The sequence below is a fragment of the Cupriavidus sp. U2 genome (assembly GCF_009663685.2).
GTDB classification, from domain to species: Bacteria; Pseudomonadota; Gammaproteobacteria; order Burkholderiales; family Burkholderiaceae; genus Cupriavidus; species Cupriavidus necator_C.
Genome location: NZ_RCOG02000017.1, coordinates 1 through 17,545 on the forward strand (window position 1 = coordinate 1; position 17,545 = coordinate 17,545).

The following is a 17,545-nucleotide window of genomic DNA, read 5'->3' on the forward strand; positions in this document are numbered from 1 at the left end:
ATCGACCATCGTACGCGCAGCTTCGCGCGGGAACTGGGCCTGGAGCCACTGACCACGCCGGTGCGTTCTCCGCAGAGCAACGGTATGGCCGAATCCTTCGTCAAGACCATGAAGCGCGATTACATCGCGTTCATGAACAAGCCCGACGTGCCGACCGCGCTCTCTCAGCTAACGGTCGCGTTCGAGCAATACAATGACTGGCATCCGCATAAAGCGTTGAAGTATCGTTCGCCTCGGGAGTTCCGACGCGCCGCAACATCATCAACTTAACGGTGTTCGGGTGTCCTGAGTTACAGGGTCAACTCCACCGAAACCGAAAAGAGGAATCTGCCGGAATAAAGCTCTTGACATTCCCATGGTAGGAATGATTAGGCTTCAGGTGCGCTCAGTTCGCCACTACACCAAGAAATGAAAAGCTCGATCGCCGTTCGCCGCCTTATTGCCTGGACTTGGCTCGCAGCGTTGCTGCTGACCGGTTCGGCATCTGCCGCCTATGTCTGCCCGACCGACATGGCTGGCGGCAATGTGGCCAGCATGCAGCAAGTTGGCTGCGTAGACGGCGATCAGCCCGCGCTTTGTGCAAGCTACCTTCGCGGTATCGCCACAAGCTCGCCACAGCCGCATCCGCCTGTTGGCGGTGATGCGCCCCCGCTAATCTCCGAGCCGTTCTGGCGTCTGTCTTCCCGGACTGCACAGGAAGTGTTGCCGGCGCTGCGAACCGTACCAACCACCTCGTCTGTACCAATCTATCTGGCGACAGCCCGATTGAGGCCTTGATGTTTCCCTATGCCTGACCACCTGACGGCAGGCATCCCGCGTTGACCACTGGGCAGGACGAAGCCACCTCTTCTTGTGCTTCGCCCGCTAGCCCGGCACGTTTGAACATCAATTCACTTAGTTGGGGAACATCATGAATCTCGCCAGAATCGCCACCGCCCTCGTATTCGCCGGACTCGCCACGTCTGCTTTTGCCGGTCCGAATTGGGATGTCATCCAGCGCGCGCGCCTGGCTGCGCATCAAGCCAATGTAACAGCCGCAGAAAACCAGGCCATGAAGGATCAATGCATGCAGATGATGCATCGGGTGTCTTCGTCCGATGCGCATTTGCAATGGATGAGCAATGCCCTCGACGCACACGGCACCACCACCGAATCAGACACTGTCTCCAACCGCACATGGGGCAACGCGCTTGCCTCGGTCCCCGGCGAACGGAGTCCGTACCTGGACGGTGGCCGCATTGAGCAGCGCAACGTCTTCACTGACGGAGCCTTGAGCGTGGCAGGTATGGACCGGACGGGGCCATCGGCACCACCGGCACGGGCCCGCGATCCGTACACCGATGGCGCGCGCGTCATCGATGCGTCATCGCTGGCATAACGCGCCCCTCGTCTTGTAGCTTGGACGCGCCGGCAGCCCATCACTGCCGGTGTGCCTGACGCTTCGCTATTGCAATCCATCAAAAAGCAGTTATGCTTGGCGTTGCTTTGAGATCCTCCACCATCGTGCGTTACTTGGCCCGCCGGCATTCATGGATTGCCGGATTCCTTCTAATTGTGTTCCTGTCAGTTCAACTGGCAACGGCCGCCTACGCCTGCGCGATGGGCGTGCACGAGCCAGCGGAACAGCCGATGGAAGCCATGGTGTCCTGCGCCGACATGGCCGAGCAGGATGCTACGCAGAGCGACGGTCAGAAGGCGCTTTGCATGGGCCATTGTCAGGCCGATTTCAAGCACGCCGATCACTCTGCGCCACAGATTCCGGCATTTATCCCGGTCCTCGCGAGCATCATCGTCGCAACTCCCGCGTTGGATGCCACGCCAGTCTTCGCCCGGCATGCACAGACGCAGCCGCGCGCGCCGCCACCTCCGCACACCATTCTTCACTGCTGTTTCCGCACTTAGCCTCCGAAGCCACGCCACTTCCTTGTCGCTCCCTATCCATCAGGAGCGGTGGTCGTTGTTTCCGGAGGCTTTATGTCATTCCCTCGTTGCCTAAGGCTGGCGCTCCTGTGCGCGTCCGCCCTCGGCATGTCGGCGTCGCTTGCCGCGTCGCCGCCTGCCGCACCCGCCCTATCCATAGAAGAAGTCGCCGCACTGGCAACGGCGCATGCGAATGACGCCGAGAATTCGCACGGTGCCATCGAAGCGGCCGTGCAACAGGCAGTTGCTGCCGGCCAGTTGCCGGACCCCGTGCTCAAAGTCGGGCTGAATGATGTTCCCGTCAATGGGTCCGACAAAGGTTCGCTGAGTCGAGATTCCATGACCACTCGCTCGATCAGCGTATTGCAGGAATTCACGCGGGCTGACAAGCGGCGGGCGCGCACCGCCCGCTTCGAGGCCGAATCCGCTTCCGCCGATGCGCGGCGCCTGGTGGGTGTGACCAATGTCCAACGCAACGCCGTCGCCGCGTGGATCGATCGCTGGTACGCCGAGCAGGCGGCGGCGCTGCTTGGCCACCACTCGCATCCGTTGAGCCTGGCGCTTGAAGCCGCCACTGCGGCCTACCGCAGCGGCCGCGGAACGCGTGCCGACGTGCTGTCCGCGCAACTGGAAGTGCAGAAACTGCGGGACCGTGAAGGCGAGAATCAGGCGGCACTCGATACCGCCACCGTCAATCTTTCACGCTGGATCGGCGCTGACGCCACGCGTCCGCTCGGCGAGCGGCCTGCGCTAATCGTACCGAATCGCGTCGAGCAACTCATCCGTACGCGCTACGACGGCGTGCCGGAGATCGTCGCAGCCCAGCGCGACGTTACCCTTGCGGAGAGCGAAGTGCGCGTGGCGGACGAATCACGCAAGCCCGATATCTCGGTCGAGTTGATGTATAGCCAGCGTGGCTCAGCTTACTCAAACCTCGCATCGGTCAACGTAAGCTTTCCGCTGCCATGGGATCGCGCCAACCGGCAGGATCGTGAAGTGTCCGCGCGTCTCGCACAGGCCACGGAGGCGCGCGCGAAGGCCGAGATCGTTCAGCGCAATACGGACGCAGCTGTCGGTATGCGCCTTGCCGAGTTGCGTCGCAACCTGGAACGCCTCAAGCGCTATGACGACGCCACGTTGCCGCTTGCCAATGCACAGGCAGAAGCCGCGCTGACAGCCTATCGAGCCAATACCGGGTCGTTGCTGGCCGTGGCGGAAGCCAATCACCGTGCCATCGATACCGCATTGGAGCGGCTGGCGCTGGAGCAACGCACGACAAAACTCTGGGCCGAGCTCACTTTCCTGACGCCCCTGCCGACCGCACAGACCGAATCGGCCACCAAGGATTTCAAATGACTCGACTGAAAATCGCCGCGGCGTGCCTGGTGCTGATCGGCGCGGCCGGATTTGCCGGCTATCGCTTCGGGGTTTCGCAAGGAACGTCAAACATGCTAGGCAAACCGGAGACGGGTGCGACATCGAAAACCGGCGATGTCGATCCGCAGACGGGTAAGAAGGTTCTCTACTGGCACGACCCGATGGTGCCGGGCCAGCGCTTCGACAAGCCAGGCAAATCGCCTTTCATGGACATGCAACTGGTGCCGGTCTATGCCGATGGCGACGGTGCAGGGGGCAACGGGGTCTCCATCGACAGCCGTGTGGCCCAGAACCTCGGGCTCCGCACAGCGGAGGTGAAGGCAGCACGCATGGGCACAGTGCTTGAGGCACCCGGCAATGTGACGATTGACGAGCGCAGCGTCCAGGTCATTCAGGCGCGCACCACCGGCTTCATCCAGCAATTAGGCGTGCGAGCCACGCTCGACCCCGTGCGAAAGGGTCAGACATTGGTCTCCCTCTACGCCCCCGACTGGGTGGCGGCACAGGAGGAGTACCTGGCCGTGGCGCGAATGCCCCAAGGAGTACAGGGCGATCTGACAGATGCGGCAAAAGCGCGCATGAGGCAGGCCGGCATGACGCCAGGCCAAGCCGATGCAGTCGTCCGTTCCGGCAAGCTGCAGACGAGCCAGAGCATCTCCAGTCCGCTCGACGGTGTGGTCACAGAAATTGCGGTACGCGAGGGCATGACGGTCAGCCCTGGTATGACACTCTTCAAGTTGGCGGATCTTGGGCAGGTGTGGGTGATTGCCGAAGTACCCGAGGCCCAGGCGCGCGGAATCATACCCGGACAGTCCGTCACGGTATTGGCCACCGCCGCGCCGGAACCCGTGGCCGGCAAGGTCGATGCGATCCTGCCCGACGTCAATCCCGCCACGCGCACCCTCAAGGTCCGCATCGTACTGCCCAACAAGCAGCGCCGGCTGGTGCCCGGCATGTTTGCCAACGTGAGGTTCGACAGCGGCGATCGCGAGGACGTCCTGCAGATTCCATCCGAGGCTGTGATTCGCACCGGCCAGCGTAACGTCGTCATGGTCGATGCTGGCTCCCAGGGCTACGTGAGCACCGAAATCCGCACAGGCCGTGAATCCGGCGGCATGACCGAAGTCCTTTCCGGACTGCACGCCGGGCAAAAGGTCGTGACCTCGGGTCAGTTCCTGATCGATTCCGAAGCCAGCCTGCGCGGCACGTCGGACCGACTGGCATCGCCGGCCAGTGCATCCGCGCCCGCCGCGGCTGCGCTGGAGCATGAGGGTACCGGTCGTATCGAAGCCGTAAATCCTGCGGGCCTGACGATCTCGCACGGACCGATTCCCTCGGCGCAGTGGGGCGCCATGACGATGGATTTCGCCACGCATGACGCTGCCATGCTTAAGGGATTGAAGCCTGGCGATCGCATCCGGTTCCGCTTCCGACTGGACCAGGACGGTGCCGCTACGCTATCGTCGGTGCAGCCGGCTGGCGCCGAGGGAGTCAAGCCATGATCGCGCGCATCATCCTGGCGTCGATACGCAACCGCTTCCTGGTGCTACTGGCAACGGTCATGCTCACCGCGTGGGGATTGTGGGCGGTACGAAGTACACCGCTCGACGCGTTGCCGGACCTGTCCGATGTGCAGGTGATCATCCGCACACCATTCCCCGGCCAGGCGCCCCAAATTGTCGAGAACCAGGTCACCTATCCACTCACCACCACGATGCTGTCCGTGCCAGGTGCCAAGACCGTGCGCGGATACTCGTTCTTCGGCGACTCGTTTGTCTATGTCCTGTTCGAGGACGGCACCGATCCGTACTGGGCGCGCTCCCGCGTGCTGGAGTACCTGAATCAGGTGCAGTCACGCCTGCCGGCAGCCACCAAACCAGCACTGGGACCGGATGCCACCGGCGTAGGCTGGATCTACGAATACACGCTGGTGGACAAGACCGGGCGGCACGACCTCTCACAGTTGCGCGCGCTACAGGACTGGTTCCTGCGTTTTGAGCTGAAGTCGCTGCCGAATGTTGCCGAGGTAGCCCCCATCGGCGGTATGGTGAAACAGTATCAGGTCGTATTGCATCCGGAAAAGCTGCGCGCCTACAGCATCCCCCAGGCCAGGATCTTGGAAGCGTTGAAGGGCGCGAACCAGGAGGCCGGAGGCTCTGTACTGGAGCTTGGCGAGGCCGAGTACGCGGTGAGAGCCTCGGGGTACCTGAATACGCTCGATGATTTTCGGCAAATTCCGTTGGTGACCAGTGAAGCGGGCATCCCAGTTCGGCTTGGCGATGTGGCCACAATCCAGTTTGGTCCCGAGTTGCGACGCGGTATCGCCGAACTTAATGGTCAGGGTGAGGTCGCCGGTGGCGTCATCGTGATGCGCTCGGGCAAGAACGCACTCGAAACCATCGAGGCGGTCAAGGCCAAGCTTGCCACGCTACAGAAGAGTCTGCCGGCCGGTGTGGAGATCGTCACCACCTACGATCGTTCCTCCCTGATCAATCGCGCCGTGGAAAACCTGACGCACAAGCTGATCGAAGAGTTTATCGTCGTCGCGCTGGTCTGCCTGGTCTTCCTCTTCCACCTGCGCTCCGCTCTGGTGGCTATTGTTTCGCTACCGCTGGGGGTACTGGCCGCGTTCCTCGTCATGCGGTATCAGGGCGTCAATGCCAACATCATGTCGCTTGGGGGGATAGCCATTGCCATCGGCGCCATGGTCGATGCCGCGGTCGTCATGATCGAGAATGCGCACAAACATCTGGAACACTGGCATGCGGACAATCCCGGGCGGGATCTGACAGGCCATGAGCGCTGGCGCGTGATCGGCGAGTCGGCGGCCGAGGTGGGACCCGCGCTGTTCTTCTCGCTATTGATCATTACACTGTCGTTCATTCCGGTGTTCACGCTTGAGGCGCAGGAGGGGCGGCTGTTTTCGCCGCTGGCCTTTACGAAGACGTACTCGATGGCCGCTGCCGCTGGATTGTCGGTGACCCTGGTGCCAGTATTGATGGGCTATATGATCCGGGGCAAGATTCCCAGCGAGCGGTCCAATCCGCTCAATCGATGGCTGATTCGCGCCTATCAGCCAATGCTGGCCAAGGTGCTCAGTTACCCGAAGACCACAATCGCAGTTGCAGCAGTTCTGCTGGTGGCGACCGCCTGGCCGATCATGCGAATTGGCGCAGAGTTCATGCCGCCCCTTGATGAGGGTGACCTGCTCTACATGCCTTCGGCACTGCCGGGGCTGTCCACCGGCAAGGCGGCGCAGTTGTTGCAGCAAACTGACCGCCTGATCAAAACTGTGCCAGAGGTGGCCACCGTGTTCGGCAAGGCGGGCCGCGCCGATTCGGCGACCGACCCCGCACCCATCGAGATGTTCGAGACCACGATCCAATTCAAGCCCCGCGACCAGTGGCGCGCCGGCATGACGCCGGACAAGCTGGTGGAGGAGCTCGATCGCGTGGTGAGGGTGCCAGGCCTGTCCAATATCTGGGTGCCGCCAATCCGCAACCGCATCGACATGTTGGCCACCGGCATCAAGAGTCCGGTTGGCATCAAGGTGGCAGGCACCGATCTGAAGGAAATCGACCGACTGTCGACTCGGATAGAGGAAGCCGTCAAGACGGTGCCCGGGGTCACGTCGGCGCTCGCCGAACGTCTATCCGGCGGGCGCTACATCGACGTCGATATCGACCGGATGGCGGCCGGGCGGTACGGGCTCAACATCGATGACGTGCAGAGCATTGTGTCGTCTGCCATCGGCGGCGACAACGTGGGAGAGGTGGTCGACGGATTGGCGCGCTTTCCAATCAATGTCCGCTATCCGCGCGACTACCGCGACTCGGTGGAGCAATTGCGCGCCCTGCCCATTGTCACTGGCAGGGGCCAGCAAATTACGCTTTCCGACGTGGCGCGCCTTGAGGTGGTGCAGGGCCCACCGATGCTGCGCAGCGAAAACGCCCGCCTGTCCGGCTGGATATACGTGGACATTCGTGGACGCGATCTTCGCTCCGCCGTCCAGGACATGCAAGCGGTGGTGGCCAAGGCGGTGCCGATGCCGGCGGGCTATTCCCTCAGCTGGTCGGGACAGTTCGAATACCTGGAGCGTGCCACCGAGAAGCTCAAGGTAGTGGTGCCATTCACGCTGCTGATCATCTTCGTGTTGCTCTACCTGGTGTTCGGTCGCCTGGACGAAGCGCTGCTCATCATGGGCACACTGCCGCTGGCGCTCATCGGCGGCTTCTGGCTGCTCTATGCGCTGGGCTACAACCTCTCTGTGGCCGGCGTCGTCGGCTTCATCGCCCTGGCCGGCGTCGCTGCCGAGTTCGGCGTCATCATGCTGCTCTACCTGAAGCAAGCCTGGGGCGAACGCGAGAACAGGGGAGAAACCAGCCTGTCCGCGCTGCTGGAAGCCATCCAGGAAGGCGCGGTGCTGCGCGTGCGCCCCAAGGCCATGACCGTCGCCGTCATTCTCGCTGGCCTGATCCCCATCATGTGGTCGCATGGGACAGGCTCCGAAGTCATGCAGCGCATTGCCGCCCCGATGGTCGGTGGCATGGTGACCGCACCCCTGCTTTCCCTCTTTGTTGTCCCGGCGGTGTACCTGCTCATACGCAAGCGCCAGACAAAGCCTATTTCACAACCCACCCACCCCTCACTTCAGGAGGAATCGCAATGAAACACGTCAAGGTTCTCGCACTCACGCTTGCACTCGCTGCGGCCCCCACCGCGTTCGCAGCCGGATCCATGGACGGCATGGACATGAAAAGCACGGACATGAAGCCGTCTGCCGCGTCGCAACAGGCGCCGCACCCTGTCGCGGCGGAGGTCAAGAATATCGATGCGAAGGCCGGTAAGGTCACGCTTAAGCACGGCCCGATCGAAAACCTCGGCATGCCCGCCATGGTGATGGCGTTTCCGGTCAAGGACCGTGCTTCGCTGAAGAACTTCAAGGACGGCGACGCGGTATCAGTGACGTTCGACAAGGTCAATGGCGCGCCGACCGTCGTAGACATGCAGCGACGGTAAGCGCGCTCAATTGCGTGTCGCCGCATTCGGCGGCATGCAATTGTCGGGCAATCCGATGCATCCCCGACATGAGGCCGAGCGTCCCGACTGATGCGACCACTCTACCTGCCATCCGACGTCGTTACGGTGATCCTGATCGCCCTGGCGCTGACATTCTGTACCGTTTGTTGGTTCGCCTGGTATCTCAGACGCCTGTATGGTCCTCGCCGCCGGCGTGCATCCACACAGGTCGTTCGCCCGCGCCGGGGGCGTCGCAAACCGAGGACGAGCCGCAAGTAAGCCAATCCAGACAATACGATCGAATGCGACCCGTCGGTTACTCGGCAGGCGGTAGATACTGTGCGCAGCCGTGATTTGGCGGACACACAAGTGGCGTACGAAACCGTCATCGCCAGATTTCCTGTCGCTGGCGCAACGCACTGTTGGGACAGTGGCCAGTAGATGACCGAGCGGCCGCACCTCTCCGTAGCTGACGCACTGCACCGCCCCACGCCCTGAGCGAAAGCAGGGATACCGTGGACGCGAGATGGCTTGGCGGAAGCGAGTTGATTCTTAGTCCATCGGCGCAAAGGGAATGCTGCCCTTGGTCATCTTGGGACCGCACGGGTACGGGCACCGGCAGGGCATCCTGATAGTCCCCGCACGGTGTTGCACAGGCACTGTCGCCCTGGGCATCGGCGCCATTCTCATGCTGTTGACCATTCGACAATTCGGCCATCCCGCTGCAAAACCCGCGTAAGTCGCCCGCCAGGAACGGGGTGTACAAGCCACACTGGCTTCTCTACGGCGAATCCACTCCGTTGGGAAAGAGAATGCTCCGATGTTCACGCCGTGCGAAGGGCGCCAATCTCACGACCTTTTGACTAGTGTCAAACACCAGATTCGCTAGTGGACGAAACTACAGAGAGCGATTTTGGATGCTCAACGACATGATTCCGAATGTAGCAGGCCGAACACCGCTAGCTCCGACGCCTGAAATCGACCGGTCCTCGCTGACGATAAAAAGGCGTCGGTAGCTACGCTATCGACCTCATTGCTGTTCCGACTGCCACCAGACGTAGCCGAATCTCGGCTTTTGAGCCGGAGGGGGATGCATGAAAAGCGCCGATAGCAATACCGAGCGGCCGGCAGACTCGCGTCGCCCTGTTTCCAGGTCAAGACTGGTCACGATCGGCTTTCTTCTCGTCATTGCCTACTTCCTGTGGACTGAACACCGCGCACACCTTGTTCAATTCCTGCCATACCTACTACTGGCTGCTTGCCCTTTGATGCATTTGTTCATGCACGGGGGGCATGGGCATAGTCGCGGCCACGAGCAAAAGTCCACGGATGTGGATCAGAAAGGAGCGCGATGATGCAAAACGGGACGCAACCCAGCTACGGCTTATGGTCGTTGGTGTTTATCAACTCCGCCATCTTCATCATCTTTGCCTTCAGCTTCACCAAGCCGAAGACACCGCGTGACTGGCGCTCGTTTGGCGCATTCTCGGCGTTCATTGTGGCGCTATTCACCGAGATGTACGGCATTCCTTTGACGATATATTTCCTGCTGCCGTGGCTCTCGGCAAAGTTTCCGGGCATCGACTTTCTATCCCACGACGCGGGCCATCTTCCCGAGATGCTATTTGGATGGCGTGAGAACCCCCACCTGGGACCGTTTCATATCGCAAGCAACCTTCTGATCTTTGGTGGCTTCATCATGTTGTCTTCTGCATGGCGCGTCCTGTACGCCGCACAGCAGCAGCAACGTCTGGCGACAACTGGCTTATACGCACGCATGCGCCACCCGCAATATCTCGCATTCGTACTGATCATGCTTGGCTTTTTGCTGCAATGGCCGACCATCCTCACACTGGCAATGTTCCCGGTGCTGGTCTGGATGTATGTACGGCTTGCACGAACGGAGGAGCAGGATGCGCTGGCTGAGTTCGGGCAAGAGTACGAAGCCTACCGTCACCGAGCTCCCGGGTTCCTTCCCCGTCTCCGTGCTGGCTATGCGCCTGGGAAACAACCAAGCTGACTCCCTCTTGGGGCCGCACGTGCATCCGGTGTTCGTCATGACGCATTTGAAAACAGGAGCCGCCCTGGCGGCCACCGTTGTGCTCTTTTACGCTCTGTGTACGCTGCTGTGGCTGTCGTTTCCCGAGCCCTTCCTAGACTTCATGAACGCGCTTTTTCATGGACTTGACTTCCGGCGCCTTCAGGCTGAGCGAGCGCTTTCATGGTGCTCGCTCATCTATCCGGCGGTAGTCTCGGCAGTCTGGCTCTTCGCTGCCGGCGCGCTTTTTTTATGGATCCAGAAGCGGCTGGAACGTAGAGCCTGAGTGCGTCGTCCCTGCGAGCCCCGCGTCTCACGACCCATCCGCCTCAAAAGACGGCTCTTCGTGCGTCAAATCTTCGCATTGCTCAGCCGCAAAGCATTTGCGACCACGGAAGCAGAGCTCAAGCTCATCGCCAGCGCGGCAATCATGGGGGACAGCAACATGCCGGTGGAGGCGTACAACGCCCCCGCAGCAAGAGGAACTCCCAAGGCGTTGTAGACGAATGCAAAACCGAGATTTTGCTTCATATTCCGAATTGTGCTCTCGGACAACTGCCGAGCCCGGGCGATGCCCCGCAGATCCCCCTTTACGAGGGTGACCTGCGCGCTGTTCATGGCAACGTCCGTGCCAGTTCCCATCGCAATACCGACATCCGCTTTGGCGAGTGCCGGGGCATCGTTGATACCGTCTCCGGCCATCGCCACAACCTTCCCCTCTGCCTGCAGCTTCGACACCAATGCCAACTTGTCTGCGGGTTTCACTTCTCCAAAAACCTCCTTGATGCCGAGCTTCTCTGCGACCGCTCGGGCGGTTTTCACCCCATCACCCGTCGCCATGACGACATGGATACCCTCGTCCCGGAGGCTCGCGAGAGCCTCTGGCGTGGTGGACTTCACGGGATCCGACACGGCCAAAATACCGGCTAGCGTGCCGTCCACAGCCAGGTACATGACACTGGCACCCCGGGCACGCAGCGTGTCAGCGTCTTTGGCCAGCGCGGCGGTAGAGACGCCCTCTGCTTGCATCAGAGCCGTATTACCTAAGGCAAGCCTGCGTCCACCGACCATGCCCCGTACACCGATACCGGTCCCCGATTCGAAGCCTTCGGTCTTTTCGAGCCCCAGGCCGCGCTCGCGCGCCGCAGCGACAATGGCAGCCGCGAGCGGGTGCTCACTGCCTTGATCCAGACTCGCTGCCAGCCTGAGCACTTCATCTTCGCCGAATCCATCGACGCCCATTGCTTGATCGAATGCCGGCCGGCCTTCAGTTAAGGTCCCAGTCTTGTCGACAATGAGTGTGTCTACTTTCCGAAGGTTCTCGATCGCTGCGGCATCCCGGAACAAAACACCATTCGACGCGCCTTTGCCGCTCGCGACCATGATCGACATCGGCGTGGCCAGACCCAATGCGCACGGACACGCGATAATAAGAACGGATACTGCGTTGATGAGGCCAAACACCCAGCCAGGCTCGGGCCCGAAGAGCCCCCAGACGAATAGTGTCAGCGACGCAATACCAATGACGGCCAGTACAAACACGCCGGATACCTGATCGGCCATGCGCTGCATGGGTGCGCGGGACCGCTGCGCCTGAGCCACCATCTGGACAATTTGCGACAGGACAGTCTGCGAACCCACCTTCTCGGATTTGATGACGAGACTGCCCGTGGTGTTCATCGTGGCACCGATGACGTGGTCACCAACCTGTTTGGTCACCGGAATTGGCTCCCCGGTAATCATCGACTCGTCCAGGGAACTCGAACCTTCGGTGACCACGCCGTCGACAGGCACTTTTTCTCCCGGACGAACTCGCAGCATATCTCCCACGTGTACGTGCGTCAGGGGAACATCCTCCTCCATGCCATCCGGTCTGATGCGGCGCGCGGTCTTGGGTGCCAGGCCCAGCAAGGACTTGATAGCCGCCGATGTCTGGCTACGCGCCTTGAGCTCGAGAAGCTGTCCCATTAGCGTGAGGGAAATGATGACCGCTGCGGCCTCGAAATAGACNTCCCCGGTAATCATCGACTCGTCCAGGGAACTCGAACCTTCGGTGACCACGCCGTCGACAGGCACTTTTTCTCCCGGACGAACTCGCAGCATATCTCCCACGTGTACGTGCGTCAGGGGAACATCCTCCTCCATGCCATCCGGTCTGATGCGGCGCGCGGTCTTGGGTGCCAGGCCCAGCAAGGACTTGATAGCCGCCGATGTCTGGCTACGCGCCTTGAGCTCGAGAAGCTGTCCCATTAGCGTGAGGGAAATGATGACCGCTGCGGCCTCGAAATAGACACCAACTCGCCCGTGCTCGCTGAAGGCGTCCGGAAACGCGCCGGGCATGACGGTAGCGATAACGCTGTAGATGTATGCGGCACCGGTGCCCAGTCCGATGAGCGTCCACATGTTCGGACTGCGATTGATGAATGAGCGGGCGCAGCGTTCAAAGAACGGCAGGCCGGCCCACAGCACGACAGGAGTCGCCAACGCCAACTCGACCCAACTCTGAGTGGTGGCCTCCATCCAACCCAGCCTGTGGCCGAACATCGCCAAAATGAACGCCACGACCGTAAGAGGCAACGTCCACCAGAAACGGCGACGAAAATCGGCGAGCTCGGGGTTTTCCTCGTCGTCTAGCCCCGGCATCAGCGGCTCAAGGGTCATGCCGCACTTGGGGCAGTTTCCCGGATGATCCCACCGGATTTCGGGATGCATCGGGCAGGTATATATGGTGCCCGCTAGCGCTGGCACATCCTCTGCTCGCGCAGCGGTTTGGACAAACTTCCCAGGGTCGGCTTGAAACTTGGACTCGCACGAAGCACTGCAGAAGTAGTAGGTCGCGCCTGCAAGCTCCAGATGAAATTCTGAGTCGGCTGTCACGGCCATACCGCATACTGGGTCTTTTAGCGCGGCCGGCCCGGCAGTTTCGGATGGATGATGGGCGGTCCGGTGACCGTCCCTGCCAGGAGAATGGTCGTGCAAATGACCGCCCGCATCGTGAGAACAGCCGTTATGGTTGTCTTCTCCGGCATGTGAAGCGGCTGCCTTATTACGGTCCATTCAGCGTGCTCCTTCAAGATCCATGGATGGGCGACCAACCTAAACCGAAGGTCTTGGAAAGGAGACTATCGTCGCCGGCATAGTCTCCTACGTGAAAGACTGTCGCTGCGGAGAATCATCCCTCGGGAGACAGTACGCCTAAAAACGCTACCACCGTAACAACCAACAAGCCAATCGCAAGTTCGGAATGCAGGCTTCTACGTAGTGCATCTGCCGCGACCGACGCGGTTGGGGAGTCCACCTCCGCGGCGAGCCTTGGCACTAACCGATATCGGTTCATGGTAGCCATACCCACCATGACCACGAAGAACGCAAGCTTCATCGACAGGAAAATGCCATAGGGCGTGACAGCTACCGCCATCGACGGCACCCCGGCAATGAGCCAAAAATTTGCCGCACCGGTGACGACAAGTGTCACGACTATTATGCTTCCCAATTTGGCGAAGTCGTCCCCTGTTCGCGCCAATAGTCCTAACGGCACGGTACCAGCCCGGGCTGAACGTGCGAGCATCACAAATGCTACCAACGCGCCCACCCACCCTCCAGCAGCCAGAAGGTGTGCCACATCGACCAGCAAGTGTATGACGCGGAGATCGCCGTCATCCATCGCGCCGTGGCCCGCCCACGCCAAGGTGGACAATGCCACTGCGCCAGTAAGTGCCAAGGCAAAAACCTGCATGACCGGCCGCCTCCGCAGAGCGATCGCGCCGGCGATATAGAGACTCAATGCGACTAGGCGAGCAATCCAGGCGATGCCAAAGTCCGTGCCCGCGATCATCATCTCGAAGACGTGTGCGCTTAGTTCCAAATACGCGGTGGCACCTGTCATGGATTTCGCCATGACCGCCATGCCGACCAGTGATAAAAAGATGCCCGCAACACAGGCCACAACAGACCATCTGAGATACCCGCAGGCGACTTCCGAACGCAACTCATTCCGGCGCAATGAGTAGCCCGCGAAGAGCGGCAGGCCGAACACCAACATCAAGTCCAGATACAGGAGGAGCCGCACCAGGATACTTTGCCATTCGACCTGCATGGGCTTATTTCACTTTAAAGTTCACGACGCCATTGACCGGGTGCGTATCCGAAGAAACCGCCCGCCACTCCACACGGTAGCTACCCGCGACGAGGGGGCTTTTGGGCGTAATGACCATTGTCTTCGGGTCGTCCGCACCCGAAACCGAAGCGGCAACCTTCATGGGCGCGTGATCACTCATGCCCGGCATGCCTGTCATGACAAGGCTCGCGCCGGAGAATTGCTTGGTCAGGTTCTCGGAGAATTGAAGTTCGATTTTCTGCGGCGCCGGTCCTTCCGTGCCGTCAGCCGGCGTCGAACTGACCAACTTGGGATGGGCAAATGCTGCGGCGCTGGCAAGAAGCGTCGCAACCGCGAGTAGGGGCTTTGCTACTGACATCATGGACTTCACTGGACTTCCTTTGAAGTTGGGGGCTGAATTTTTAGAACCAGACACGTACACCAGCGACGAAACGGGTCTCACCGCTACGTCCGCCTGATGAACGGACCATATCGGCAGTGTTGCCGAATGTTTGATAACGCTCCACGCCGATATAGGGCGCGAACTGACGGCTGAACTCGTACCGCAACCGGAGGCCAACGGCGCCATTCGAAAGCCCGCTGCCGACGCCGGTAGCAGGATCGTTCTTTCCATACACGTTGGCTTCAATACGCGGCTGCAGGATAAGGCGCTGGGTAATGAGCAACTCATACTCGGCGGACAGTCTCAGGGCGGTGCGACCTTCCGTTCCGACATAACCGGTAGCATCGACTTCGAACCAGTAGGGAGCGAGGCCTTGTACGCCGAATGCGAGCCAATTGCGCGCCGGACGTCCGTAACCTGAATCATTGCGCACACCGAGTTGGGTGTCCCAGTAAGTGGCAATGGCATGGCCCCACAGTAGTTCGGTGCGAGCGTCATGAACCTTGCCTTTCTCGGCCTCCCCTTCGGCCTTGATCACGAACTTGTTGTATGTACTACCGAACCAGGCCTGGGCTTCATACGAGGCGGCATTGCTGTCGCTACCGTGCGACCATTCGAGTCGATCCACCAGGATCGACGCGAAGGTGTGCTCGTCTGCCATATGAAGCTGACGATGCGGGCCAAGTGCGTATTGCCCGGCGCCCAGTTGATACCCACCCGAATAGGCATCTGGGTCCCTGGCGTCAGGCGGCGCCTTGCCCCCTTGCATATTCATGTCGCCATGATCCATCGACGTGGGTGGGGTTGCGCCTTCTTCCATGGTCTGGATTTGGTCTCCATCCATGGTCTGCATGTCCTCGCCCCCCATGCTTTGCATGCCACCATGATCCATGCCTTCCATGGCGGCCGACGGCGAGCTCTCCGCTTTCGGCGTGGCCGGCGCTCCGGCAGCGTCGCGCGAGGAACCGTGGTCCTCGTGGGAGTGCTGCGCCCACGCCGGCGCCATGCCGGTAGCGATCAGTAGCGCAACGAGAAGCGATGACCTGTATGTGTGCACGCGGGAATTTCCTTTGATATGAGACATCACGCGACCACCACTTCTCGGAACATTCCCGCATCCATATGCAGCATGAGGTGGCAATGCCACGCCCAGCGGCCGAGCGCATCGGCGGTCACGAGAAAACTGATGCGCTGCGCCGGCTGAACTGGGATCGTATGCCGTCTTGCCTGGAATGAGCCGTCCGGCGCCTCGAGCTCACTCCACATCCCATGCAGATGCATGGGGTGCGTCATCATCGTGTCGTTGTGTAGGATGACCCGCAGGCGCTCGCCGTACTTGAAGAACACCGGCGTCGATTTTCCAAACTCCACACCGTCGAACGACCAGCTATAGCGTTCCATATTGCCCGTCAGATGCAGTTCTACTTCGCGTCCCGGCCCACGCGCATCCATGGGACCTCCGATGGTGTGCTGGTCCGAGAGCGTCAAGACACGGCGACCGTTATCGCGCAGGCCGATTCCCGGATCATCTAGATTCGTGCGTGCCATGTCGACGCGCATGTCGGTGCTGGCTCCATATTCCGTGCGGGCATGCCGTGCCTTGGTGCTCGGAACCCTAAGGGGATCCATCCCAGCCATGTTGTGCATGCCAGACGAAGCGCTTTGGCTATGGTCCATTGCCATGCCGCCGTGTTGGCTATGGTCCATGCCGGCCATTCCGCCTTGCCCCATGGCGCTATGGTCCATGCCGGCCATTCCAGCGTGTCCCATGGCGGTGTGGTCCATGCCGGCCATACCACCGTGCCCCATGGAGCCGTGGTCCATGCTCCCCATCATGTCGGCCATGGTGAGCCATTTCACTGGGTCAAGAGCAGGGACGGGCGCCACGAGTCCGTCGCGGGATGCCAGTGTGCCGCGGGCAAAGCCTGTCCGATCCATCGACTGCGCGAAAATCGTGTGCGCCTCCTCTGTAGGCTCCACCAGGACGTCGCAGGTTTCTCCCGGCCCGAATCGGAATTCATCGACCGTAACGGGATCAATGTTCTGCCCATCGACTTGAACGACTTTGAGCTTGAGCCCCGGAATGCGAACGTCATAGAACGTGTTGCCTGCACCGTTGACAAAGCGCAAGCGAATCTTCTCGCCCGGCCGGAACAGCCCCGTCCAGTTGCCGGACGGCGTGACGCCGTTCATCAGATAGGTGAGCGTCGCTGCAGACAGATCGGCCAGATCTGTGGGATTCATCCGCATCTGATTCCACATCTTCCGCTTGTCCAGCGCCGCCTTAATACCTTCGTTCGAGACGTCGCGGAAGAAGTCGAGCGCCGTGGGTTGGTTGTAGTTGTAGTAGTCGCTTTGAACCTTAAGCTTGGAGAGAACCCGCATTGGATCCTCGTCCGTCCAGTCCGAGAGCAGGACAGAGTAATCCCGGTCGGCGCGTACGGGGTCCGTATCACCTTCGATGATCAGGGCGCCATAGACGCCCGTCATCTCCTGGAATCCGGAATGCGAGTGATACCAATAGCTACCGGTCTGTTCCACNCCTTCGTTCGAGACGTCGCGGAAGAAGTCGAGCGCCGTGGGTTGGTTGTAGTTGTAGTAGTCGCTTTGAACCTTAAGCTTGGAGAGAACCCGCATTGGATCCTCGTCCGTCCAGTCCGAGAGCAGGACAGAGTAATCCCGGTCGGCGCGT

Annotated in this window: 14 protein-coding genes and 1 pseudogene; 10 read left to right on the plus strand and 5 right to left on the minus strand. The window is 60.7% G+C overall.

Annotated features, from left to right (window positions below; all coding sequences use genetic code 11):
- The 10 genes from D9X30_RS14500 to D9X30_RS14550 all read left to right on the plus strand — a co-directional run.
- A partial coding sequence (locus tag D9X30_RS14500; protein ID WP_153950411.1) for an integrase core domain-containing protein occupies positions 1 to 270 on the plus strand: 270 nt, incomplete at its 5' end.
- Between the two features lie 640 nt (positions 271 to 910).
- On the plus strand, positions 911 to 1,378 hold the full coding sequence (locus D9X30_RS14505) for a hypothetical protein (protein ID WP_153950412.1): 468 nt from the start codon (positions 911 to 913) through the stop codon (positions 1,376 to 1,378).
- 92 nt (positions 1,379 to 1,470) lie between these two features.
- Positions 1,471 to 1,902: a copper resistance protein gene (locus D9X30_RS14510; RefSeq protein ID WP_153950413.1), complete on the plus strand. Its 432-nt coding sequence runs from the start codon at positions 1,471 to 1,473 to the stop codon at positions 1,900 to 1,902.
- Between the two features lie 72 nt (positions 1,903 to 1,974).
- Complete coding sequence (locus D9X30_RS14515) at positions 1,975 to 3,276, plus strand: TolC family protein (protein WP_153950414.1); 1,302 nt, start codon at positions 1,975 to 1,977, stop codon at positions 3,274 to 3,276.
- Positions 3,273 to 4,799: an efflux RND transporter periplasmic adaptor subunit gene (locus D9X30_RS14520; RefSeq protein WP_153950415.1), complete on the plus strand. Its 1,527-nt coding sequence runs from the start codon at positions 3,273 to 3,275 to the stop codon at positions 4,797 to 4,799. The genes D9X30_RS14515 and D9X30_RS14520 overlap by 4 nt, the downstream gene beginning before the upstream one ends.
- On the plus strand, positions 4,796 to 7,966 hold the full coding sequence (locus D9X30_RS14525; protein WP_153950416.1) for an efflux RND transporter permease subunit: 3,171 nt from the start codon (positions 4,796 to 4,798) through the stop codon (positions 7,964 to 7,966). The genes D9X30_RS14520 and D9X30_RS14525 overlap by 4 nt, the downstream gene beginning before the upstream one ends.
- Positions 7,963 to 8,316, plus strand: coding sequence for a copper-binding protein (locus D9X30_RS14530; protein WP_153950417.1), 354 nt, complete (start codon positions 7,963 to 7,965; stop codon positions 8,314 to 8,316). The genes D9X30_RS14525 and D9X30_RS14530 overlap by 4 nt, the downstream gene beginning before the upstream one ends.
- Before the next feature lie 1,094 nt (positions 8,317 to 9,410).
- Positions 9,411 to 9,671, plus strand: a complete 261-nt coding sequence (locus tag D9X30_RS14540) for a DUF2933 domain-containing protein (protein ID WP_153950418.1) — start codon at positions 9,411 to 9,413, stop codon at positions 9,669 to 9,671.
- Positions 9,671 to 10,336 (plus strand): methyltransferase family protein, encoded by a 666-nt coding sequence (locus tag D9X30_RS14545; RefSeq protein WP_153950419.1) that lies wholly within the window; start codon positions 9,671 to 9,673, stop codon positions 10,334 to 10,336. Before D9X30_RS14540 ends, D9X30_RS14545 begins: the two co-directional genes overlap by 1 nt.
- Before the next feature lie 37 nt (positions 10,337 to 10,373).
- Positions 10,374 to 10,640 carry a DUF5676 family membrane protein gene (locus tag D9X30_RS14550; RefSeq protein WP_153950420.1) on the plus strand — a complete coding sequence of 89 codons (267 nt, stop codon included), beginning with the start codon at positions 10,374 to 10,376 and terminating at the stop codon, positions 10,638 to 10,640.
- 65 nt (positions 10,641 to 10,705) lie between these two features.
- On the opposite strand, the gene D9X30_RS14555 is transcribed toward D9X30_RS14550, so the two are convergent.
- The 5 genes and pseudogenes from D9X30_RS14555 to D9X30_RS14575 form a co-directional block, all read right to left on the minus strand.
- Positions 10,706 to 13,411: a heavy metal translocating P-type ATPase gene (locus tag D9X30_RS14555; RefSeq protein WP_283780791.1), complete on the minus strand. Its 2,706-nt coding sequence runs from the start codon at positions 13,409 to 13,411 to the stop codon at positions 10,706 to 10,708.
- Positions 13,412 to 13,526: 115 nt separating this feature from the next.
- Positions 13,527 to 14,450 carry a copper homeostasis membrane protein CopD gene (copD, locus tag D9X30_RS14560; protein WP_153950428.1) on the minus strand — a complete coding sequence of 308 codons (924 nt, stop codon included), beginning with the start codon at positions 14,448 to 14,450 and terminating at the stop codon, positions 13,527 to 13,529.
- A 4-nt stretch (positions 14,451 to 14,454) separates the two neighbouring features.
- Positions 14,455 to 14,832, minus strand: a complete 378-nt coding sequence (gene copC / locus D9X30_RS14565; protein ID WP_153950431.1) for a copper homeostasis periplasmic binding protein CopC — start codon at positions 14,830 to 14,832, stop codon at positions 14,455 to 14,457.
- A 40-nt stretch (positions 14,833 to 14,872) separates the two neighbouring features.
- Positions 14,873 to 15,937: a copper resistance protein B gene (locus D9X30_RS14570; protein WP_228771154.1), complete on the minus strand. Its 1,065-nt coding sequence runs from the start codon at positions 15,935 to 15,937 to the stop codon at positions 14,873 to 14,875.
- Positions 15,937 to 17,394 (minus strand): annotated as a pseudogene (locus tag D9X30_RS14575) (copper resistance system multicopper oxidase); the annotation flags it as partial. The gene D9X30_RS14570 and the pseudogene D9X30_RS14575, both read right to left, overlap by 1 nt.
- Between the last annotated feature and the right edge of the window lie 151 nt (positions 17,395 to 17,545).